The organism is Pseudomonas fragariae (ex Marin et al. 2024), assembly GCF_059621105.1.
Genome location: NZ_CM184369.1, coordinates 314,254 through 333,944 on the forward strand (window position 1 = coordinate 314,254; position 19,691 = coordinate 333,944).

The 19,691-nt window shown below is 57.9% G+C and carries 22 protein-coding genes, 1 other RNA gene and 1 pseudogene; 10 read left to right on the forward strand and 14 right to left on the reverse strand.

The features are described 5' to 3' along the window. Positions 1-577 precede the first annotated feature (577 nt). Genes AC54XV_RS01455 through AC54XV_RS01470 form a run of 4 tightly spaced genes read right to left on the reverse strand, consistent with a single transcriptional unit; the run spans position 578 to position 3,428 of the window. On the reverse strand, positions 578-1,312 hold the full coding sequence (locus AC54XV_RS01455) for an amino acid ABC transporter ATP-binding protein (protein WP_003432251.1): 735 nt from the start codon (positions 1,310-1,312) through the stop codon (positions 578-580). Beyond that, positions 1,299-1,949 (reverse strand): amino acid ABC transporter permease, encoded by a 651-nt coding sequence (locus AC54XV_RS01460; RefSeq protein ID WP_032608017.1) that lies wholly within the window; start codon positions 1,947-1,949, stop codon positions 1,299-1,301. Before AC54XV_RS01460 ends, AC54XV_RS01455 begins: the two co-directional genes overlap by 14 nt. After that, complete coding sequence (locus AC54XV_RS01465) at positions 1,946-2,611, reverse strand: amino acid ABC transporter permease (RefSeq protein WP_003403260.1); 666 nt, start codon at positions 2,609-2,611, stop codon at positions 1,946-1,948. The genes AC54XV_RS01460 and AC54XV_RS01465 overlap by 4 nt, the downstream gene beginning before the upstream one ends. A gap of 31 nt (positions 2,612-2,642) precedes the next feature. Beyond that, positions 2,643-3,428, reverse strand: a complete 786-nt coding sequence (locus AC54XV_RS01470; protein WP_032655406.1) for a transporter substrate-binding domain-containing protein — start codon at positions 3,426-3,428, stop codon at positions 2,643-2,645. A 250-nt stretch (positions 3,429-3,678) separates the two neighbouring features. Between AC54XV_RS01470 and AC54XV_RS01475 the strand changes: the two genes are divergently transcribed. The 6 genes from AC54XV_RS01475 to AC54XV_RS01500 all read left to right on the forward strand — a co-directional run bounded on the left by AC54XV_RS01475 (position 3,679) and on the right by AC54XV_RS01500 (position 9,785). Then, positions 3,679-4,383 (forward strand): FadR/GntR family transcriptional regulator, encoded by a 705-nt coding sequence (locus AC54XV_RS01475; protein WP_003365835.1) that lies wholly within the window; start codon positions 3,679-3,681, stop codon positions 4,381-4,383. Between the two features lie 121 nt (positions 4,384-4,504). After that, entirely contained in the window at positions 4,505-4,855 is a 351-nt protein-coding gene (trxA, locus tag AC54XV_RS01480; protein ID WP_003403255.1) for a thioredoxin TrxA, read from the forward strand. 231 nt (positions 4,856-5,086) lie between these two features. Beyond that, a complete protein-coding gene (gene rho / locus AC54XV_RS01485) occupies positions 5,087-6,346 on the forward strand; it encodes a transcription termination factor Rho (RefSeq protein WP_002551560.1) in 1,260 nt (419 codons plus the stop codon). A 127-nt stretch (positions 6,347-6,473) separates the two neighbouring features. Continuing rightward, positions 6,474-7,940 carry a 4-hydroxy-3-polyprenylbenzoate decarboxylase gene (ubiD, locus tag AC54XV_RS01490; RefSeq protein WP_003317344.1) on the forward strand — a complete coding sequence of 489 codons (1,467 nt, stop codon included), beginning with the start codon at positions 6,474-6,476 and terminating at the stop codon, positions 7,938-7,940. After that, positions 7,940-8,908 (forward strand): CDP-6-deoxy-delta-3,4-glucoseen reductase, encoded by a 969-nt coding sequence (locus AC54XV_RS01495; RefSeq protein ID WP_058399332.1) that lies wholly within the window; start codon positions 7,940-7,942, stop codon positions 8,906-8,908. Before ubiD ends, AC54XV_RS01495 begins: the two co-directional genes overlap by 1 nt. Before the next feature lie 208 nt (positions 8,909-9,116). Further along, a complete protein-coding gene (locus AC54XV_RS01500) occupies positions 9,117-9,785 on the forward strand; it encodes a gamma-glutamylcyclotransferase (protein WP_054092355.1) in 669 nt (222 codons plus the stop codon). Here the strand turns inward: AC54XV_RS01500 and glpT are convergent, their stop codons facing one another. Continuing rightward, positions 9,786-11,135: a glycerol-3-phosphate transporter gene (gene glpT, locus AC54XV_RS01505; RefSeq protein WP_003403247.1), complete on the reverse strand. Its 1,350-nt coding sequence runs from the start codon at positions 11,133-11,135 to the stop codon at positions 9,786-9,788. A gap of 274 nt (positions 11,136-11,409) precedes the next feature. On the opposite strand from glpT, the gene AC54XV_RS01510 reads away from it, so the two are divergent. Beyond that, positions 11,410-12,075, forward strand: a complete 666-nt coding sequence (locus AC54XV_RS01510; protein WP_349344914.1) for an energy transducer TonB — start codon at positions 11,410-11,412, stop codon at positions 12,073-12,075. After that, the gene (locus AC54XV_RS01515) at positions 12,072-12,707 is read left to right on the forward strand and encodes an energy transducer TonB (protein WP_024643080.1); all 636 of its coding nucleotides are present in this window, start codon (positions 12,072-12,074) and stop codon (positions 12,705-12,707) included. Before AC54XV_RS01510 ends, AC54XV_RS01515 begins: the two co-directional genes overlap by 4 nt. 450 nt (positions 12,708-13,157) lie before the next feature. Here AC54XV_RS01515 and AC54XV_RS01520 read toward each other — a convergent pair. From AC54XV_RS01520 to AC54XV_RS01535, 4 genes and pseudogenes are all read right to left on the reverse strand, one after another. Further along, a pseudogene (locus AC54XV_RS01520) lies at positions 13,158-13,586 on the reverse strand (hypothetical protein); the annotation flags it as partial. Further along, a complete protein-coding gene (locus AC54XV_RS01525) occupies positions 13,585-14,682 on the reverse strand; it encodes an IS630 family transposase (protein ID WP_058399333.1) in 1,098 nt (365 codons plus the stop codon). The pseudogene AC54XV_RS01520 and the gene AC54XV_RS01525, both read right to left, overlap by 2 nt. Positions 14,683-15,296: 614 nt before the next feature. Continuing rightward, on the reverse strand, positions 15,297-15,674 hold the full coding sequence (locus tag AC54XV_RS01530) for a hypothetical protein (protein ID WP_060409284.1): 378 nt from the start codon (positions 15,672-15,674) through the stop codon (positions 15,297-15,299). A gap of 115 nt (positions 15,675-15,789) precedes the next feature. Beyond that, positions 15,790-16,776 carry an NADPH:quinone oxidoreductase family protein gene (locus tag AC54XV_RS01535; RefSeq protein ID WP_058399335.1) on the reverse strand — a complete coding sequence of 329 codons (987 nt, stop codon included), beginning with the start codon at positions 16,774-16,776 and terminating at the stop codon, positions 15,790-15,792. A 130-nt stretch (positions 16,777-16,906) separates the two neighbouring features. On the opposite strand from AC54XV_RS01535, the gene AC54XV_RS01540 reads away from it, so the two are divergent. Next, positions 16,907-17,314, forward strand: coding sequence for a flagellar basal body-associated protein FliL (locus AC54XV_RS01540; protein ID WP_003403230.1), 408 nt, complete (start codon positions 16,907-16,909; stop codon positions 17,312-17,314). Positions 17,315-17,320: 6 nt separating this feature from the next. Here AC54XV_RS01540 and AC54XV_RS01545 read toward each other — a convergent pair whose 3' ends face one another. After that, the gene (locus AC54XV_RS01545) at positions 17,321-17,770 is read right to left on the reverse strand and encodes an EVE domain-containing protein (protein WP_011266315.1); all 450 of its coding nucleotides are present in this window, start codon (positions 17,768-17,770) and stop codon (positions 17,321-17,323) included. A gap of 193 nt (positions 17,771-17,963) precedes the next feature. Here AC54XV_RS01545 and AC54XV_RS01550 point away from each other — a divergent pair, with 193 nt between their 5' ends. Continuing rightward, complete coding sequence (locus tag AC54XV_RS01550; RefSeq protein WP_003317333.1) at positions 17,964-18,116, forward strand: hypothetical protein; 153 nt, start codon at positions 17,964-17,966, stop codon at positions 18,114-18,116. A 45-nt stretch (positions 18,117-18,161) separates the two neighbouring features. Here AC54XV_RS01550 and AC54XV_RS01555 read toward each other — a convergent pair whose 3' ends face one another. From AC54XV_RS01555 to AC54XV_RS01570, 4 genes are all read right to left on the reverse strand, one after another. Beyond that, the gene (locus AC54XV_RS01555; protein WP_058399336.1) at positions 18,162-18,773 is read right to left on the reverse strand and encodes a 5-formyltetrahydrofolate cyclo-ligase; all 612 of its coding nucleotides are present in this window, start codon (positions 18,771-18,773) and stop codon (positions 18,162-18,164) included. 94 nt (positions 18,774-18,867) lie between these two features. Then, a non-coding RNA gene (ssrS, locus tag AC54XV_RS01560) (6S RNA) lies at positions 18,868-19,046 on the reverse strand. 30 nt (positions 19,047-19,076) lie between these two features. Then, the gene (locus tag AC54XV_RS01565; protein WP_003317331.1) at positions 19,077-19,406 is read right to left on the reverse strand and encodes a cell division protein ZapA; all 330 of its coding nucleotides are present in this window, start codon (positions 19,404-19,406) and stop codon (positions 19,077-19,079) included. Further along, positions 19,403-19,612 (reverse strand): TIGR02449 family protein, encoded by a 210-nt coding sequence (locus AC54XV_RS01570; protein ID WP_002551573.1) that lies wholly within the window; start codon positions 19,610-19,612, stop codon positions 19,403-19,405. The genes AC54XV_RS01565 and AC54XV_RS01570 overlap by 4 nt, the downstream gene beginning before the upstream one ends. Positions 19,613-19,691 lie beyond the last annotated feature (79 nt).

Sequence of the window (19,691 nt, forward strand, 5' to 3'; positions counted from 1 at the left end):
AGCAAGCTCACTCCCACCAGGATTTCTGTCCAGCCCGATACAGCATGTAGCTGTGACGCGGAGCGTCACGAAATGCATTTCCACGCGGAGCGTGAGGAACGATAAGTGCCCGCAACATGCTCCGCGCTCAGCGTAATACACAGTCTTCGTGGGAGCGAGCTTGCTCGCGAAGAGGCCGGTGCAGCCCCCGGAAATATGGCGTTTGGACCAAAGTCTTCGTGAGCAAGCTCACTCCCACCAGGATTTCTGTCCAGCCCGATACAGCATGTAGCTGTGACGCGGAGCGTCACGAAATGCATTTCCACGCGGAGCGTGAGGAACGATAAGTGCCCGCAACATGCTCCGCGCTCAGCGTAATACACAGTCTTCGTGGGAGCGAGCTTGCTCGCGAAGAGGCCGGTGCAGCCCCCGGAGACATGGTGTTTGGACCAACGCCTTCGTGAGCAAGCTCACTCCCACAAAGATTTCTGTCCAGCCAGACACTGCCGCTTCAGCCCTTTTCCAGGCTCTTCGGGGTTTGTGTATAACGCTGATCGCTTCGCGTGGACATGCTGTTCCGGACGCTCTGCGTTCAGCGTCAGGCGTGCTCCACTGTGCCGATGAAGTTCGCCAGTTCCGGGGTTTTCGGGTTGGCGAAGAGTTCTTTCGGGTCGCCCACTTCGTGCACCTTGCCCTGGTGCATGAACACCAGCTTGTCGCCCACTTCACGCGCGAAACGCATTTCGTGGGTGACCATGATCAGGGTCATGCCATCGGCTGCCAGCTGGCGCACCACGCTGAGCACTTCGTTGACCAGTTCCGGGTCCAGCGCCGAGGTGATTTCGTCGCACAGCAGTACCTTGGGCGACATCGCCAGCGCGCGGGCAATCGCCACGCGTTGCTGCTGACCACCGGACAGGCGATCCGGAAAGGCGTCGAACTTCTCGCCCAGGCCGACGCGTTCGAGCATCTTCCTCGCCAGTTTGGCGGCCTCGGCCTTCGGTACTTTCTGCACGACCTGCGGCGCCAGCATGACGTTCTCGCCCACGCTCAGGTGCGGGAACAGGTTGAACTGCTGGAACACCATGCCGACCTTCTGGCGCAGCGTGCGCAGGTCGGCGCGTGCGGCGTCCAGGTATTCACCATCGACCTCGATCACGCCATCGTTGATCGACTCCAGGCCGTTGAGCGTGCGCAACAGGGTGCTTTTGCCCGAGCCGCTGCGACCGATGATCGCCACGACCTGGCCTTCTTCGACCGATAGATCGATGCCTTTGAGCACGTGATGATCGCCATAGTATTTATGCAGGGCGGAAATTCTAAGCAGAGGCATGCAGTCTCCTTTCCAGATGGCGCGCGCACAGCGACAAGGGGTAGCACAGGATGAAGTAGCCCAGAGCAACGAAGCCATAGACCATGAAAGGTTCGAACGTAGCGTTGGCCAGCATGCTGCCGGTCTTGGTCAGTTCGGTGAAGCCGATGATCGACGTCACCGCTGTGCCTTTGACCACTTGCACGGAAAAGCCGACCGTCGGCGCGACCGCGATGCGCAACGCCTGCGGCAGAATCACATAGCGCATCTGCTCGAACGGAGTCAGCGCCAGGCTCGCGGATGCTTCCCACTGGCCCTTGGAGATCGACTCCACACAGCCGCGCCAGATCTCCGCAAGGTAAGCGCTGGTAAACAGCGTCAAGGCCAGTGCCGCCGCCGCCCAGGGCGAAATGTTCAGGCCCATCAGGGCGACACCGAAGAACACCAGAAACAGCTGCATCAACAGCGGCGTGCCCTGAAACAGTTCTATATAGAGTTTCGCGGTCACGCGCGGGCCGGATTTTTCCGAGGTGCGCATGCCCATGATCAGCAAGCCGATCAGCCCGCCGCCGATGAAGGCCACCAGCGACAAGGCCACGGTCCATTGCAGGCCGATCAGCAGATTGCGCACGATGTCCCAGAGGGTGAAATCCATCAGCGGTTCCTCGAGATGTAGCGACGTCCGATCCAGGCCAGCAGTTGCCGGATCAACAGCGCCATGGCCAGGTAGATCAGCGTGGTCACGATGTAGGTTTCGAACGAGCGGAAGTTGCGTGACTGAATGAAGTTGGCAAAGAAGCTCAGCTCTTCAGTGGCAATCTGCGAGCAGACTGCCGAGCCGAGCATGACGATGATGATCTGGCTGCTCAGTGCCGGCCAGACCTTGCCCAGCGCTGGAACCAGCACCACGTGGCGAAAGGCTTCGTACCGACTCATCGCCAGCGCAGCCGATGCTTCAAGCTGGCCCTTGGGAATCGCCTGGATACCCGCCCGCACGATTTCGGTCGAGTAGGCACCCAGGTTGATAACCATCGCCAGCACCGCTGCCTGCCATTCCGTGATCTGCACGCCCAGCGACGGCAGACCGAAGAAAATGAAGAACAGCTGGACCAGAAACGGTGTATTGCGGATCAGCTCGACATAGATGGCGAAGATCGTCGCAAAGGGCTGGATCTTCCAGGCCCTCACGACGGCACCGACAATGCCAAGGCTGACACCGAGCAAGGTGCCTATAGCGGTCAGTTCCAGCGTGAACAGAGCCCCACGCAACAGCACGTCGAGGTTCTGCAGGACCGGTGTGAAGTCGAAGTGATAAGCCATGGGTGAATCCTGTGACCGAAAAAAGCAGTGATCAGAGATCGGCGGGTAGCGGGTCCTTCAGCCATTTCTGCGACGCTTTTTCCAGCGTACCGTCAGCCTTGGCAGCGTTCAGAATCTCGTTGACCTTGCCCAGCAGTTCCGGCTGACCTTTGTTCACGCCAACGTACACCGGCGAGTCCTTGAGTTTCACTTTCATCGCCGGAATGCGCTTGGGATTGCGCTCACTGATGGCGACCATCACCACGTTGCCGCTGGCGATCAGGTCAGTCTGGCCAGCGAGATAGGCCGCGATGGTCGAGTTGTTGTCTTCAAAGCGCTTGATGGTCGCGCCCTCGGGAGCAACGTTCGACAGCTCGATATCCTCGATCGCGCCACGGGTCACGCTGATAGTCTTGCCTTTCAGGTCAGCGATGTCCTTGACCGGCGAATCAGGTGGGCCGAATACCGCCAGATAGAACGGTGCGTAGGCGCGCGAGAAGTCGATGACTTTCTCGCGATCCGGGTTCTTGCCCAGGCTGGAGATCACCAGGTCGACCTTGCCGGTGGTCAGGAACGGAATGCGGTTGGTGCTGTTGACCGGGGTCAGCTCCAGCTTGACCTTCAGCTTGTCGGCCAGCAGCTGTGCAGTATCGATGTCCAGACCGCGCGGTTTCATGTCCGGGCCGACCGAGCCGAATGGCGGGAAGTCCTGCGGAACGGCCACCTTGAGGGTGCCTCGCGTTACAACGTCGTCCAGGCCATTGGCGTGGGCGGGTGTCTGGCTCAGCATCAGACTGGCAAACAATGCAGTAAGCAGGGCGCTGTAACGCTTGGTCATATGAAGTCTCCGGGCGAAACGAAAGGTGTTGGCCTGTCTCCAGTGCACAGCGCATGCCATCCGCTCGCCACCTGCCATGAATCAAGGTTTTCAGCGCGGTTATGGTCTTACTGGTCTGACCAGTTGAGCGGCGCCGCGCCCTGCTTTGGCGCGCTTTAAAGCCTTGCCGCCCCAGTGATGGGCGTCGCTTGCCGAATGTTCGAGATGCGGATAAAAGGGATTTTTACTGGACTGACTGGCCTGAACAGTGATGCCGCACACTTCACTCGCAGTACCCGAATCAGCCCTCCGGGCCATTCGCAAATTGATCGCCGAGCAAGGGTACAAGCCCGGCGAAAGCCTGCCGTCGCAACGCGATCTGGCGGTATTGCTGGGGGTCAGTCGTGCGTCCTTGCGTGAAGCCTTGTCGTCGCTCAGCGCACTCGGAGTGGTCAGTGTCCAGCCCGGCAAAGGCGTCTTCGTGCAGTCGATTTCTGAACCAGAACAGCGCACGGGTGGTTTTTCCTGGCCTTATGAAGCTCAGGTTTCCCCGGCCGACACTTTTCAGTTGCGCTATGCACTGGAAGGCTTCGCTGCAGGCATGGCCGCCGTGACCCTGACCGCCGACGAGCGCGATGTACTGGAGGACAACGTCGAAGCCATGCGCCTGGAATTGCGGGCCGGTGACTTCGAGGCTGCGGCGCGGCTGGACTTCGAGTTTCATCGGCACATCCTGGTCGCCAGCGGCAATCAGGCGATGCTCGGGATCGTGACTGCCGGGGCCGACATCTTCCTGGAAAGCCAGAAGATGCCGTTCATCCGGGCGGCCAGGGTCATGGAAACCTGGCAGGAGCACCGCAAGATCCTTCGCGCGCTGGCCCGACATGCGTCAGGGCCTGCGCAAAAGGCCATGCAGGACCATATTCGTGGCGCGGCACTGCGCACCGGCATCGTCTTCGTTTCGCCCGCGAACTGAGCTACTGCCATAACCTCAGTCATGTTCTACGATAGCAAGACTCAATGAAGCTTCGCTTCCTGAATAGCATAAGGACCGCTATGATGAGCGTCGTTTTTAGCCTATGACCTCGGAGACTTCCATGAGTAGCGACCTTATCAAACACGTCACCGACGGCACCTTTGACGCCGAAGTACTCGAGGCTCAGGGTCCTGTGCTTGTTGACTATTGGGCTGAATGGTGTGGCCCTTGCAAAATGATTGCCCCGGTTCTGGACGAAATCGCCAGCACCTACAAAGGCAGGCTGACGGTTGCGAAGTTGAACATCGATCAAAACCCGGACACTCCTGCCAAGCATGGTGTTCGTGGTATTCCTACGCTGATGCTGTTCAAGGGCGGCAATGTGGAAGCGACCAAAGTTGGTGCGCTGTCGAAGTCGCAGCTGACTGCGTTTCTCGAAGGAAACGGTATCGACCTTCCTAAACCTGTTTGAGACGTTTCAAAGCCCCGCAAAATGCGGGGTTTTTTTCGGGTGTCGTACTAGACGCCTGGAAAATCAGGTGGTACATTCGGCCCCGCAACGGCTTCTCCGTTGCCCCCTGCTAGCCGTCGCCGACGCTCTCCTTTCGATTTAGTACGCGATCCTGTCGCCTTTTCTGCGGCGCGGCCTCATTAAGCCAAAAGCTTAATTTCCCCCTCCATACATGATTACGTCATTCCCCATATGAACCTGACTGAACTCAAGCAAAAGCCGATTACCGAATTGCTCGAAATGGCCGAACAGGCTGGCATCGAGAATATGGCCCGTTCGCGCAAGCAGGACGTCATTTTCTCCCTGCTCAAACGGCACGCCAAAAGTGGCGAGGAAATATCCGGTGATGGCGTGCTGGAGATTCTCCAGGACGGCTTCGGTTTCCTGCGCTCTGCAGATGCTTCCTACCTGGCCGGCCCGGATGACATCTATGTCTCCCCCAGCCAGATCCGCCGCTTCAACCTGCGTACCGGCGATACCATCGTTGGCAAGATCCGTCCACCCAAGGAAGGCGAGCGTTATTTCGCTCTGCTCAAGGTCGACACGATCAACTACGACCGTCCGGAAAACGCCAAGAACAAGATTCTGTTCGAAAACCTGACGCCGTTGTTCCCGACGATTCGCATGAAGATGGAAGCCGGTAACGGTTCCACCGAAGACCTGACCGGTCGTGTGATCGATCTGTGCGCACCGATCGGTAAGGGCCAGCGTGGTCTGATCGTTGCTCCGCCGAAGGCGGGCAAGACCATCATGCTGCAGAACATCGCGTCGAACATCACGCGTAACAACCCGGAAGTGCATCTGATCGTTCTGCTGATCGACGAGCGCCCGGAAGAGGTGACCGAGATGCAGCGCACCGTGCGCGGCGAAGTGGTTGCCTCGACGTTCGACGAGCCGCCAACCCGTCACGTACAGGTTGCCGAAATGGTGATCGAGAAGGCCAAGCGCCTGGTCGAGCACAAGAAAGACGTCGTCATCCTGCTCGACTCCATCACCCGTCTGGCACGTGCCTACAACACCGTCATCCCGAGCTCCGGCAAGGTATTGACCGGTGGTGTCGACGCTCACGCACTCGAGAAGCCAAAGCGTTTCTTCGGTGCTGCGCGTAACATCGAAGAAGGCGGCTCGTTGACCATCATCGCCACCGCACTGGTTGAAACCGGTTCGAAGATGGATGAAGTGATCTACGAAGAGTTCAAGGGTACCGGCAACATGGAACTGCCTCTGGATCGCAAGATCGCAGAGAAGCGCGTGTTCCCGGCCATCAACATCAACCGCTCCGGCACACGCCGTGAAGAGCTGTTGACCGCTGATGACGAGCTGCAGCGCATGTGGATCCTGCGCAAGCTGCTGCACCCGATGGACGAAGTCGCGGCTATCGAGTTTCTCATCGACAAGCTCAAGCAGACCAAGACCAACGACGAGTTCTTCCTGTCCATGAAACGCAAGTAACTGGCAGGCTGAAACAAAAAATGGTGTCCTTCGGGGCACCATTTTTTTTGCCTGCATGCCGCCGATTAGCTGCCTTGACGGGCTGGAGCAGGTACGATGTGCGTCTATTGGATAAATGGCCGGGTTAATGAAATTCAAAGATCTTAGGGATTTCGTGCAGCAGCTTGAGCAGCGCGGAGAGTTGAAACGCATTCAGATGCCGATCTCGCCTGTGCTGGAAATGACTGAAATCTGTGACCGTACCTTGCGTGCCAAGGGGCCGGCCCTGCTGTTCGAAAAACCGGTCGGTTTTGATATCCCGGTGCTGGGCAACCTGTTCGGCACGCCAGAGCGCGTCGCCATGGGCATGGGTGCCGAAGCGGTCAGTGAGCTGCGTGAAATCGGCAAGCTGCTGGCGTTCCTCAAAGAGCCTGAGCCACCCAAGGGCTTGAAGGACGCGTGGTCCAAGCTGCCGATCTTCCGCAAGGTCATCGCCATGGCGCCGAAGGTCGTCAAGGATGCGCCATGCCAGGAGGTCGTCATCGAAGGCGATGACGTCGACCTCGGCATGCTGCCTGTACAGACCTGCTGGCCGGGCGATGTCGCGCCGCTGATCACCTGGGGCCTGACGGTCACCAAAGGCCCGAACAAGGAGCGCCAGAACCTCGGCATCTATCGCCAGCAGGTCATCGGTCGCAACAAGATCATCATGCGCTGGCTCAGCCATCGCGGCGGCGCGCTGGACTTCCGCGACTGGTGCGTCAAGCATCCCGGCGAGCCTTATCCGGTGGCCGTCGCACTGGGCGCGGACCCGGCGACCATTCTCGGTGCCGTGACGCCGGTACCGGACAGTCTGTCCGAATATGCCTTTGCCGGGCTGCTGCGTGGCTCGCGCACCGAACTGATCAAGTGCCGTGGCAGCAATCTGCAAGTTCCGGCCAGCGCCGAGATCGTGCTTGAGGGTGTGATTCATCCGGGCGAGATGGCCGACGAAGGGCCTTACGGCGATCACACCGGTTATTACAACGAAGTGGACAGCTTTCCGGTGCTGACCGTCGAGCGTATCACCCACCGTATCAAGCCGATCTACCACAGCACCTACACCGGTCGTCCACCTGATGAGCCGGCGATTCTGGGCGTCGCGCTGAACGAAGTGTTCGTGCCGATTCTGCAAAAGCAGTTTCCGGAAATCGTCGATTTCTACCTGCCGCCCGAGGGTTGCTCGTACCGCATGGCGGTGGTGACCATCAAGAAACAGTATCCCGGCCATGCCAAGCGCGTGATGCTGGGTGTCTGGTCGTTCTTGCGCCAGTTCATGTACACCAAATTCGTGATCGTCACCGACGACGATATCAATGCGCGGGACTGGAACGACGTGATCTGGGCCATCACCACGCGCATGGACCCCAAGCGCGACACGGTCATGATCGACAACACGCCCATCGATTACCTCGATTTCGCCTCGCCGGTGTCCGGCCTGGGTTCGAAAATGGGGTTGGATGCCACGAACAAATGGCCAGGTGAGACCAGCCGCGAGTGGGGCAGGGCGATCGTCAAGGACGAAGCCACCACACGCCGGGTGGACGAAATCTGGACTCAGTTGGGAATAGACTGATGCGCGTAACCTTGCAGCCATCAGGTGCGGTGCTGGAAACCCTGCCGGGCGAGCGGATACTCGATGCGGCACAACGCCTGGGCTACGAGTGCCCGCAGAGCTGTCGCAATGGCAACTGCCATGTCTGCTCAGCCCTGCTGGTCGAAGGCCGGGTGATGCAGTCAGGGCAGACGCTTGATCACGGCGAAATTCATACCTGTGTAGCCGAGCCGCTGACAGAGTGCTTAGTGCTGTGGGATTGCGTGTTGGCCAAGGGCGAACTGCCGGTGCGCAGTTTTGCCTGCCAATTGAGCGAATGCGTCGAGGTGGGTGGCGATGTCTGGCGGGTCGGCCTGCGCGCCCCGGCCGGCAAGCCGCCGCGTTATCATGCCGGGCAGTACCTGATGATCGAGCGCGAGAACGGCGAGAAGTCGGCGTTTTCCATCGCATCGGCGCCGCACAGCGGTCGCGACCTGGAGCTGCACGTGCTGGCCCGTGAAGACAGTGCGCGCAGCCTGATCGAACAACTGCAACGCAACCGCATGGCGCGGGTCGAGCTGCCCTTTGGCGACACCCACCTCGCCGAGCTGCCGGACGGGCCGCTGGTGCTGATCGCGGCCGGTACGGGCATGGCGCAAATGAACAGTTTGTTGGAACACTGTCGCTCCACAGGCTTCAGTCATCCTGTGCACCTGTATTGGGGCGTGCGTCGTCCCGAGGATTTCTACCAGGTCAGCCATTGGGATGAGTGGGCGAAACTGCCGAACCTGTTCCTGCACAAGGTCGTCAGCGACCTGTGCGGTTGGGAGGGGCGTTGCGGTCTGCTGCACGAGGCGGTTTGCGAGGATATCAAGGACCTGTCGGCCGTTCACGTCTACGCCAGCGGCTCGCCTGCGATGATCTACGGAACCCTGGACGCCCTGGTTGACGCCGGAATGGATGCACATCAGATGCGCGCAGACGTATTCGCCTACGCACCGCGTCCGTAATGCCGGACTGACGGCTGCAGGAGTGGAGTGTAAATTGCTTTAACTGATTACAACCGATGGCGATGCCTGTTCGTCGCCAGGCAACTTTTAGTAGAGGCAGGCCCTTGGCCTGTGGCAACAACCGAACCACGACACCCTGATGCCGCTCAACCACGAGCGAGTCGGCGGGGCTCGGTAAAAACTGGCAGTCAGACTGTCAGGGAGGCAAATGGAGAATCCAATCAACGAGTTGGCCGCTGCAGTGCATGACGGTCTTGGCCTGACGTATCCGCCCGTTATCGATATGGGCCCACAGCTTACCCGCGAGCAACTGCTCGCATCCATGAACGCCACCATGCGTCGTCACAATGGCGGCCCGGTCTGGCTGTTCGCCTATGGTTCACTGATCTGGCGTCCCGAGTGCACCGCCGTGGAGAGCCAGCGCGCCCGAGTGCACGGTTATCACCGCGGACTTTACCTCTGGTCGCACGAACACCGTGGCACGCCGGAAGTGCCGGGGCTGGTATTCGGTCTGGACCGTGGCGGTTCATGCACCGGCTTCGCGTATCGTCTGCCGGATGAATGCCTGGAAAAATCACTGCTGGCCTTGTGGGAGCGCGAGATGCCGTACCCCTCGTATCGCCCGCACTGGCTCAATTGCCGCCTTGAAGATGGCCGGAAGGTACAGGCCCTGGGCTTTGTGCTGGAGCGGCATCTGCCCAGCTACGCAGGCAACTTGCCGGACAGCGTGCTGAGCCAGGTGCTCGCCAGCGCCAGAGGGCGCTATGGAACCACCCGCGAGTACGTCGAGCAGACCGCCAAGGCCCTGCGTAGCCACGCCATGCCAGACCTGAATCTGGAGGCGCGGCTCAAGCGCTGCAAGTCAGAGACTGCCTGATCAGCCTTTGGTGTCGCGAGATGTGCTGGCGACCTGTTTGTGCCGCAGCGTCGGCGCAAGGAACACCATCGCCAGAATGCACGCGCCGATCAACAGCACGAAGCCGCCATCCCAGCCGAAGTGGTCAACCGTGTAGCCCATCGCTGCGCTGGCCGCGACCGACCCGCCCAGATAGCCGAACAGCCCGGTAAAGCCGGCGGCCGTGCCTGCTGCCTTCTTCGGTGCCAGTTCCAGAGCCTGCAGGCCGATCAGCATCACCGGTCCGTAGATCAGGAAACCGATGGACACCAGCGCGATCATGTCGACGGTCGGATTGCCTTCAGGGTTCAGCCAGTACACCAGCGTGGCGATGGTCACCAGAAACATGAACACCATGCCGGTCAGGCCGCGATTGCCCTTGAAGATCTTGTCCGACATCCAGCCGCACAGCAGCGTGCCCGGAATGCCCGCCCACTCGTACAGAAAGTAAGCCCAGGAGGTCTTGTCGACCGTGAAGTGTTTGGCTTCTTTCAGATAGGTCGGTGCCCAGTCCAGCACGCCGTAGCGCAGCAGGTAAACGAACACGTTGGCCATGGCGATGTACCACAGGAACTTGTTGCGCAGCACGTACTTGACGAAGATCTCCCGGGCGCTGAATTCTTCCTCGTGGCTGGCATCGTAGCCTTCCGGGTAATCGTTCTTGTAGTGCTCGATCGGTGGCAGGCCGACCGATTGCGGGGTGTCACGCATGGTCGCGAAGGCGAACACCGCGACCAGCAACGCAACCGCCGCCGGCACGTAGAACGCCGCATGCCAGTCGTTGGTCCAGCCCATGCCAAGCAGGAACAGCGGGCCGATCAGGCCGCCGCCGACGTTGTGCGCCACGTTCCACACCGACACCACACCGCCGCGCTCTTTCTGCGACCACCAGTGGACCATTGTCCGCCCGCTCGGCGGCCAGCCCATGCCCTGTGCCCAGCCATTGATGAACAGCAGCACGAACATGATCGTGACACTGGACGTCGCCCACGGCGCGAAGCCGAAGATGAACATGATCCCGGCAGAGACCAGCAGGCCGAACGGCAGGAAGTAACGCGGGTTGGAGCGATCCGAAACGATGCCCATGAGGAATTTCGACAAGCCGTAGGCAATCGCAATGGCAGACATCGCCACGCCCAGCTGGCCACGCGTATAGCCTTCGTCGATCAGATACGGCATCGCCAGCGAGAAATTCTTGCGTAGCAGGTAGTAACCCGCATAGCCGATAAAGATGCCTGCGAAGATCTGCCAGCGCAGACGGCGATAGGTGCTGTCGACCTTTTCTTCGGGAAGGGGTGCCTGATGCCTGGCAGGGCGGAAAAACCCAAACATGGAAAAGCTCCTGATTATTGTTGTTTTTGCGAATGCGAATATTACATTTTCATTACAGAAAAAAGCAGTGCCTTCGGGCTGATTCTTTGTAGGAATTGCAGGCAATCAGCTGTTGTTTTACGAACATTGCGTAAATGTTTACAGGTGTTTCAAGTATTTGGGATGGGTCCTACAGGTGTATCGGAAGTCGTGTGCTGACTGATGTGTCGGCAGGTTCATACCATCGTCATCACCGCGCCCTGGAGGTGCACCACGACGATGAGCCCCTACAACAATGAGAATGACCGCGTTCATGATTACCGCAGCACTGGCCCCTCACGTCGGCGCTGCAGAGCCATTTCTGGTGCCGATATACACGCCGACACCGGTTTTTCCACCTGAGCTGGTCAAGACCCGCTATGCGGGCAAAGTCCGCGCCCAGTTGTGGATCAAGTCCGATGGGCAGGTTCGTGAAGTCCGGGCCGTCGAGAGCGGGCATCCGCAGCTCGCCGCAGCAGTGGAGGTAGCACTCCGCCAATGGCGCTATAAACCCTGGGTCGGAACAGTCGGCGCGCCGCCCATGACCACGATCACCGTGCCCGTCATTTTTGGTTCCTACGGCTATCGGCGCTTCAACACCGAAGTGACCGTGGGCCTGGGAAACATCCGCTGCGGCTACCTGAACCACGAAGTGAAATCCGCCCGCCAGGACTATCCCAAGGAACCACTGAGTAAGGTCGACGTGTTCTGGTACACCGGGCAGGCGCTGTTCGGCAGCCATGTAGCCCACCTGCGTAGCGAGCCCCAACGCCAGGTCCTGCTTGAGCAACTGGGCGCCGCGATACCGATGATGGTCAGCAATTGCCGAAGCAATCCCGATCGTCTGTACGGCGATTATCTGCCAGCGCCGATCAAGGCGTTGATCGTCGGGCTGGCCGAGCAAGCGGAGGGCAGCGAATGAGCTGCGTGCTGGGTTGCATGATGCTTACGGGGTTGCTTTCGGCGGGGGGAGCACAGGCGTTGCCGTCTTATCCTGTGCCCTTGCACATGCCTGAGCCGGGCTATCCGACATCGATGCTTCGTTCCTCCGTAAAACGCAGTGTCAGTATCAGGGTTTTCATTCAGGCCGATGGAGGCGTGCGCTTCCTCGAAGTGCTGGGCGCGCCCGATCCTAGGCTCATCAGCCTGACCCGAAGTGCTGTCGAACAGTGGGTCTTCGAACCCTGGCAGCCGTCTGCTTCTCATCCCGAGGGCGAAGCAGTTACGGTCACGTTCAATTTCACGGGGCGGCCACATACCAACCCGCCGCTGGCAGCCAATGTCGAGCTGAAGCAGGTGTTGTGCTGGCAGCTGAATACGGAAATGTTCGAGGGACGCAAATGGCGCAAGGACGTCAAGCCGGATGCGCTGATGCGGACAGAACTGTACCTGTCGAGCAGTCCGGTCATAGAGCAGTTTCTCACACCGGACGAGCGTCAGGCCCTGGTTCTTGAGCTGCTGGAAGCGACGCCGGGCATCGTCGCTCAATGCCAAAAAAATCCGATGCGCAGGTATGTTGATTATTTGCCGGAGAATGTGAGGAAGGCGTTGTAAGGGTTGAGCGGTATTGATTACGGACATCGTGAGCGCCGCGTACTTGTGGGAGTGAGCTTGCTCACGAAGGGGCCGGTACAGCCGACGGATATCTCTCGTTTCGCACGCGTCAGCGGGAGCGCCTTTCTTAAGGCTCCGCGTCACCATTCGCTCCATGAGCCACATTCAAGATTGGACGTAAAGTCTCCAGAAAAGCATGAGCGGGCATGGCAACGAAAATGTTTGTTGCCCTGTGAATACGCCTTCGCGAGCAAGCTCGCTCCCACAGTTCAGGTAATCCTCCTGCTTTTGAGTGAGTTTCAGTCTGGAGGTCTGAACCGGATATCGTCGTCAGTTACCAAATGATCCGACCTTCAGGTAGGTGGATTATTTGCCGGAGAATGTCAGATCTATCGTGTGGTGCCGGTGTCAAAGCAGTGCTGACTTGACCCGGCACCTCCAGCGAAATGATCAGTGAACAGTGCTCATATTTTGAATCGCTTCAAGCTGACTCATGTCGAGCGCTCCGTGAGCGCTGATCGTATTCGAGAAGTCGGTGATCGCGATTTCGATAGTGCCTCTCAGCACCTTGATTGCATTATCGATTTCTCGCGACGTCTCAGGCCCGAACGTTACCTCAATCACTCGGAGGGATTCGGCCTCTGTAGCGCGAGCTTCCTCGGCATTGCGTAGGGCCAACGCATGCTCGGCCTCTTCAACCTGACGCTGTGCAAGCCGGAACGCTGCCTCTATGGCTCGCTGCTGCGCAGCCTGTTCTTCCGCGAGTCGGCGAGCCGCCTCTTCCGCCTCGGCTCGCGCGCGCGCTTCTTCTTCGGCTTGGCGTTGTGCGGCTTCTTGGGCAAGGCGCTCTGCGTGTTGGCGATCAAGTTTTACTAGCCTAGTGTGCTGTTTTCGAAATAATTTGCTTTTTACCTGCGGTTTCAAGTGCTTCACGCGCCCGTTGAATTTTGTTCAAAATCTCCTCTCCCTTTGCGTTCCAAACGTATCGGGTCGGCTGAGCATTACGTAACGCCATGAACGCTGTAATGGAGCTCTCCAGCTCGCGAACCGAGGCAAAACTGCCTTCGCGAAGATACACCGTGGTGTCTCGAAAGAAGCGTTCAACCATGTTCATCCAAGAGCTGGAGGTTGGCGTGAAATGAATATGAAAGCGAGGATGTTTCGCCAGCCACGCTTTCACAGCAGCATGCTTGTGGGTCGCATAGTTATCGACGATCAGGTGAAGCTGGAGGTGTTTGGGCGTTTCTTTATTGATCTTCTTGAGAAAATCCAACCACTCTTGATGCCGGTGCTGACGCTCGATGCTGCTGATCAATTTTCCTTGGAGGTAATCCAGTGCGGCGAATAACGTGACCGTGCCATGGCGGGTGTAATCGTGCGATCTAGTCTGGATATGACCGATGCCCAAAGGTAAACCCGGCTGTGTTCGCTCCAATGCCTGAACCTGACTTTTCTCATTGCAGCACAACACCAAAGCCTTGTCCGGTGGGGCCAGATAAAGCCCGATCACATCCCAGAATTTCTCCTCAAACTGCGGATCGTTGGACAACTTGAATGTGCGCGTCAGGTGGGGCTTTAAATCATTGGCAGCCCACAGTTTATGGACGGTAGTCGAGGAAATACCCGCCGCCTTTGCCATGCTCCGACAGCTCCAGCGTGGTTCTCCGATGCGAGGACGGGTGATCTGTTCCAGGACACGGCGAACTGTCTCGGCAGGCAAAGGCGACTTGCGTCCGCGTCCCGGTTTGTCGATCAGTCCATCAAGCTGATGTGCTTGGAAACGCTGGCACCAGTCGGTGATCGTCGGGCAGGAAAAACCGGTCAATCGCGCAATGCTGTCTCGGGTTTCGCCTTCGGCAGCCAGTAGAATAATCCGTGCTCGCCGGCCTTCTCGCTGAGGAATGGTGGCAGAGCGCACCCGTCGTTTCAGCTCGGTCTTTTCTTCAGGGCTAAGTGTGATGTCCAGAGCGCTCATGGCAAGCTCTCCAAGGCAGGGATAACGTTTGAAGTGTAGACGAAATGCACAGAAAATTATTTCGCGAACAGCACACTAGCGGCGGCGATGACGCGGGCGAAGATGAACTAATATGTTCATCATCACTCGCTGCATTGGTTTATAAAATTTACTTTAGAAGGTCGGCAAGTTCGCCGATGGTTTTAGTGTTTTTTATTTCGGGGCGGCCGTTTGCGCCAGGTGCTCTGTATCAGGTTGTTTTAAAGTGCGCTTCCGTGGGGTGATGAAAGACATGGCTCAGTTGACCGCGCTGTTCGCGTTGTCGAATCTGTGGACGGCACGGAAACACTGATGGACATTGGTGAATTGCGCGCGTTTGATAGGGAAGATGATGCGAAAAAAAATAAATTCCCCATGGGTTTTTCAAAAAATTAGCTCATTTCGGGAAAAGTCCGGCTATCCGTCAATGCGCGGTAAGTTGGTCGGTAAAGCTTAGGTATTTCTGATTGAAGTTTCAGTAGAAGCTATTAAGGGTTTAATGTCTATATAAAGGTCCTGATATTTTTGAGGTTAGTAAATATAAGTGAGTAAGATGGCTTTAGATGTATCTTACCCACTGCGTTGATTTTTCCATGTTACTCTAGAAATTTGGCAAGCTCACCAATGGTGCTGGTTTTTTCGATTTCGTCTTCTAGTGTGCTATTAAGTTTGATGTGGTTTAAGGAGGCGTAAGTATAGTCGTTGTCGTTCCATTCTTTAGTATAGTTCTCTTTAAGTTTTTCAGGGATTTTAATGTCGTCCTGCCTCATGATTTCAAATGATGCGTAGGCTAGGCCTATTTTACTTATGTTCTTGTACTTTCGGGTTAGATCAGAGAATTTAGTTTCACTGCTTATTTCAGTTCTTGTTTCGGTCATAATTCTGGAGGCGGTTTTAGGATCTAGACCAGGTGTGTTTGCAATTGGAGCATAGATAGCTGTTTTAATTATATCTATATATAAGCTCTGGGACATTTCACACCTCTCTTAGCACCGAAAATGGTGCGCTTGCATAATCTCTCCAATAGAGGCAGTTGCCTACTCTCATATCTACTAGGGTCTGTTCCCGTTCCCCTGCTGACGAGTAGGATCAGGCACTCTTCGCAACCAACACCACCACCTTCCCCACAGCCCTGCGTCCCCCCAACAAATCAATCGCCTCCCCAGCCCTTTCCAGCGGATAAACCGTCGACACCAGCGGCGTCAATTTCCCTTCTTCAAACCACGCAAACAACTGCTTGAAGTTCGCCGCGTTGTCTTGCGGTTGTCGCTGCGCAAACGAGCCCCAGAACACGCCGACCACCGAAGCGCCCTTGAGCAGGGTCAGGTTGACGGGCAGGTCGGGGATGCGGCCGCTGGCGAAGCCGACGACCAGCAGGCGGCCGTTCCAGGCGATGCTGCGGATGGCCAGGTCGAAGAGGTCGCCGCCGACCGGGTCGTAGATCACGTCGGCGCCGTTGCCATGGGTGAGGCGTTTGACTTCGTCCTTGAGGCTGGTTTCGCTGTAGTTGATCAGTTCGTCGGCGCCTGCGTTTCTGGCGACTTCGAGTTTTTCTGCGCTGCTGGCGGCGGCGATGACGCGGGCGCCGAGGGCTTTGCCGATTTCCACGGCGGCCAGGCCGACGCCGCCGGATGCACCGAGTACCAGCAGGGTTTCGCCGGGTTGCAGGCGGGCGCGTTGTGTGAGGGCGTGCATGGAGGTGCCGTAGGTCATGCTGAATGCGGCCGCCGTGGTGAAGTCCATGCCCAGTGGAGTCGGCAGCACGTTGTAGTGGGGAACGGCGACCTGCTCGGCAAAGCTGCCCCAGCCGGTGAGCGCCATGACGCGGTCGCCGGGTTTCAGGTGGCTGACGTTTTCTCCGACGGCGGCTATCACGCCTGCGGCCTCACCACCCGGTGAGAACGGGAAGGGTGGTTTGAACTGGTATTTACCCTCGATGATCAAGGTGTCGGGAAAGTTGACCCCGGCGGCGTGCACGTCGAGCAGAATTTCGTTCTTTTTGATCGCAGGGCCGGGGACGTCTTCGAGTACCAGTGTGCTGGCAGGACCGAAGGCTTTGCATAACAGGGCTTTCATCGGGCTATTCCTTTTCCGGTAATGGCCGATAAAGTCAGTTAAGCGGGTTCTCGGGTCAACAAGCATGGCCCTGCCTGATAATCACACATAAGCTGTAAGCTACGTGGCAAACCGTATTAAGGAGTGGACTGTGAAAGCGTGGATTCTGATGTTGCTGGCCTTGTCATTGCCTGTCATGGCGCAAGAGGAAGCCAAGGAAGAAGGCGGCCCGCCAAAAGCGGCGTATGTCTCGCTGACGCCTCCGTTCGTGGGTAACTACGCACTCGATGGCGGCCCCAAGCTGCGTGTCTACAAGGCTGACATTGCCTTGCGTGTAACCGGTGCCGACGCCGAGGCCGCCGTGAAGCGCAATGACGCACTGATCCGCAATCAACTGGTGTCGCTGTTCACTCAGCAGACCGTCGATTCCATGAGCAGCGCCGAAGCGAAGGAAAACATTCGTCAGGAAGCCCTCAAGCAGGTTCAGCGCGTCATGAACGATGAAGAAGGCAAGCCGATTGTCGAAGACTTGCTGTTCAATAACTTCATCGTTCAATAACGGCCGTCAGCGCAATGCCAGGATCGCCGCCCATTGTTCGGCGGTCACCGGCATGACCGAGAGCCGGCTGCCTTTTTGTACCAGAGGCAGTTGCTCCAGCTGGCTTTGTTGCTTGAGATAACCCAGCCCCAGCACGTGTTTGAAGATATCCACGAACTCGACGTCGATGGCACTCCACGGATTCTTTTCCTCCGTGGCCTTGGCGTCGTGATAGTGGCTCTGGGGGTCCAGCGCGGTGGGGTCCGGATAAGCTGACCTGGCGACTTTGCCGATACCGGCGATGCCCGGTTCGGGGCAACTGGAGTGATAGAAAAAGAACTTGTCGCCCTCTGCCATGGTTCTCAGAAAATTGCGCGCCTGATAGTTGCGCACTCCGTCCCAGCGCGCTTTGCCCAGTCGTTGCAGGTCGCTGATCGAGAATTCATCAGGCTCGGACTTCATCAGCCAATAGGCCATTGTGCTCACTCCACAGACAAAAGGTTTACGGTGTTTCGAACAGTTTGATGACAAACCGACAATCGGTTCGCGCCACTATTTGCGTACTGGTTCACGTTACCGCAAAATGCCGCCCTTCAAAGTTCCACGCTGTTGCACGGCCTACACAAAACCGATGCTGACATCGTATTGATTTGCCTAAGGAGGGCAGTCAATGAAACGCAAGCCTGATTTACTCTGGATTCTGGTTATTCTGTTTGGCTTGGGTGTCGTGACAACCGGTTATGCACAGAGCTTGTGGTCCACCAAGGACGACGCTCCCGTCGAGATCACACAGCAGCAGCAAAAAGTCCCCGGCAGGCATTGAGCCCTGCCTGTACTCTGATCGTTGATGGCCTTGTTGGCTGAACGATCAGAGAGTCTGCGTCACATACCAGCCTTTATCCGATAGCGTGCCGTGCAGCGGTACATCCCAACTGGCCTGCGCCAGTCGATCCACTTTCTGACATTCATGAGCCAGCCCGAGTAACAGCGGTTTGCGCCAGGTCTTTCTGCGCGCCAGGTACGCCAGGCTGCGGTCGTAGAAACCTCCGCCCATGCCCAGTCGACCGCCTTCGTCATCGAAACCTACCAACGGCATCAGGATCAGATCGAGCGCCCAGACAGGGCGTTGCCTTGCCCGGTCGATGCGCGGCTCGGGGATGCGGAAACGGTTGGGGATGAATGTCTCGCCGGGACGCACACGCTGAAAAACCATGCGGGTGCGCGGCCAGGCATTGAGCACCGGCAGATAGGTTGCCTTGCCGCGGCGCTGTGCTTCGCGCAGCAACAGCCGCGGGTCGATCTCGCCATCCATCGGCAGGTACAGCGAAACATGTCGGGCACGCCGAAACAGCGGGTGCTGCGCCAGTTGACGGTAAATATCCCGTGCGGCTGCGCGTTGCTGGCTGCGACTCAAGGCTTTGCGTGCCTTGCGTAGCTGGCGGCGCAATTGTGGACGTGTGAGTGATTGGGCGCTGATCATGAGCAGGAGGTCATGCAGGCTGATCCGGAAAGGAGGTTGAAGCCGGAGCGGGGTCGTCGTTGCCAGACAACAGGGCTGGCAACTGACCGAATATGGACTCCCCGACGAACCGCTGTCGGTTTAGCCCTTGAACCCGAAAGTTCAAGGTGGAGATTGCAGGAGGTTTTAAGGCTTTCCGTCGAGCGGACATGCACACCAACCCCAACGTGCAACCCCCGTGGTTGTGCGTATCGGCTCAGGGACATGACCGACTGGCAAGCACTCCAGGGAGCAGCGCGAGTATACAGAAATGCCCCGCAATAATCAGCCCCGAGTTGAATCCGGTGTGCCGGGCGTGTCTGTCGCCAGCACCAGATCGACCTTGTCGAGCAGATCGCGGACCTGTTCGCGGGTCGAACCGCTGGTCTGTACGTCAGGCAGATGTTCCTTGTGCAGCAGGTCGTGAGTGATGTTCAGGGCAGCCATCACGGCGATGCGATCCGCACCGATGACTTTGCCGCTGCTGCGGATCTCACGCATCTTGCCATCCAGGTAGCGGGCGGCGCTGACCAGGTTGGTGCGCTCTTCCTGAGGGCAGATGATCGAATATTCCTTGTCCAGGATCTGAACGGTAACGCTGTTGCCATTGCTCATGAGTCTTGCTCCAGGGCTTTAAGGCGCGAAATCATTGACTCGACCTTCTGCCGGGCGATTTCGTTTTTTTCAATCAGTTGGGCACGTTCCTCGCGCCAGGTCTTTTCCTGAGCTAATAAGAGTGCGTTTTGGCCTTTAAGTTGCTCGGCATACTTCAGGAGCAGCTCCACACGTTTCATCAGCGCTTGCAGGTCGGTGTCTTCCATTGTTTTCCACTGAATACTTTCTGATGAATGGCAGGGGGAGCGATGCTTGTGCTCAAGCTCGAACCGCCGTCCGGGTGAT

Coding starts and splice junctions, on each gene's coding strand:
- AC54XV_RS01510 (WP_349344914.1), top strand. CDS start 11,410: ATGAGAATGACCGCGTTCATGATTACCGCAGCACTGGCCCCTCACGTC.
- AC54XV_RS01515 (WP_024643080.1), top strand. CDS start 12,072: ATGAGCTGCGTGCTGGGTTGCATGATGCTTACGGGGTTGCTTTCGGCG.
- rho (WP_002551560.1), top strand. CDS start 5,087: ATGAACCTGACTGAACTCAAGCAAAAGCCGATTACCGAATTGCTCGAA.
- AC54XV_RS01530 (WP_060409284.1), bottom strand. CDS start 15,674: ATGTCCCAGAGCTTATATATAGATATAATTAAAACAGCTATCTATGCT.
- AC54XV_RS01500 (WP_054092355.1), top strand. CDS start 9,117: ATGGAGAATCCAATCAACGAGTTGGCCGCTGCAGTGCATGACGGTCTT.
- AC54XV_RS01545 (WP_011266315.1), bottom strand. CDS start 17,770: ATGGCCTATTGGCTGATGAAGTCCGAGCCTGATGAATTCTCGATCAGC.
- AC54XV_RS01495 (WP_058399332.1), top strand. CDS start 7,940: ATGCGCGTAACCTTGCAGCCATCAGGTGCGGTGCTGGAAACCCTGCCG.
- AC54XV_RS01555 (WP_058399336.1), bottom strand. CDS start 18,773: ATGATCAGCGCCCAATCACTCACACGTCCACAATTGCGCCGCCAGCTA.
- AC54XV_RS01565 (WP_003317331.1), bottom strand. CDS start 19,406: ATGAGCAATGGCAACAGCGTTACCGTTCAGATCCTGGACAAGGAATAT.
- trxA (WP_003403255.1), top strand. CDS start 4,505: ATGAGTAGCGACCTTATCAAACACGTCACCGACGGCACCTTTGACGCC.
- AC54XV_RS01535 (WP_058399335.1), bottom strand. CDS start 16,776: ATGAAAGCCCTGTTATGCAAAGCCTTCGGTCCTGCCAGCACACTGGTA.
- glpT (WP_003403247.1), bottom strand. CDS start 11,135: ATGTTTGGGTTTTTCCGCCCTGCCAGGCATCAGGCACCCCTTCCCGAA.
- AC54XV_RS01550 (WP_003317333.1), top strand. CDS start 17,964: ATGAAACGCAAGCCTGATTTACTCTGGATTCTGGTTATTCTGTTTGGC.
- AC54XV_RS01475 (WP_003365835.1), top strand. CDS start 3,679: ATGCCGCACACTTCACTCGCAGTACCCGAATCAGCCCTCCGGGCCATT.
- AC54XV_RS01570 (WP_002551573.1), bottom strand. CDS start 19,612: ATGGAAGACACCGACCTGCAAGCGCTGATGAAACGTGTGGAGCTGCTC.
- AC54XV_RS01525 (WP_058399333.1), bottom strand. CDS start 14,682: ATGAGCGCTCTGGACATCACACTTAGCCCTGAAGAAAAGACCGAGCTG.
- AC54XV_RS01465 (WP_003403260.1), bottom strand. CDS start 2,611: ATGGCTTATCACTTCGACTTCACACCGGTCCTGCAGAACCTCGACGTG.
- AC54XV_RS01470 (WP_032655406.1), bottom strand. CDS start 3,428: ATGACCAAGCGTTACAGCGCCCTGCTTACTGCATTGTTTGCCAGTCTG.
- AC54XV_RS01455 (WP_003432251.1), bottom strand. CDS start 1,312: ATGCCTCTGCTTAGAATTTCCGCCCTGCATAAATACTATGGCGATCAT.
- ubiD (WP_003317344.1), top strand. CDS start 6,474: ATGAAATTCAAAGATCTTAGGGATTTCGTGCAGCAGCTTGAGCAGCGC.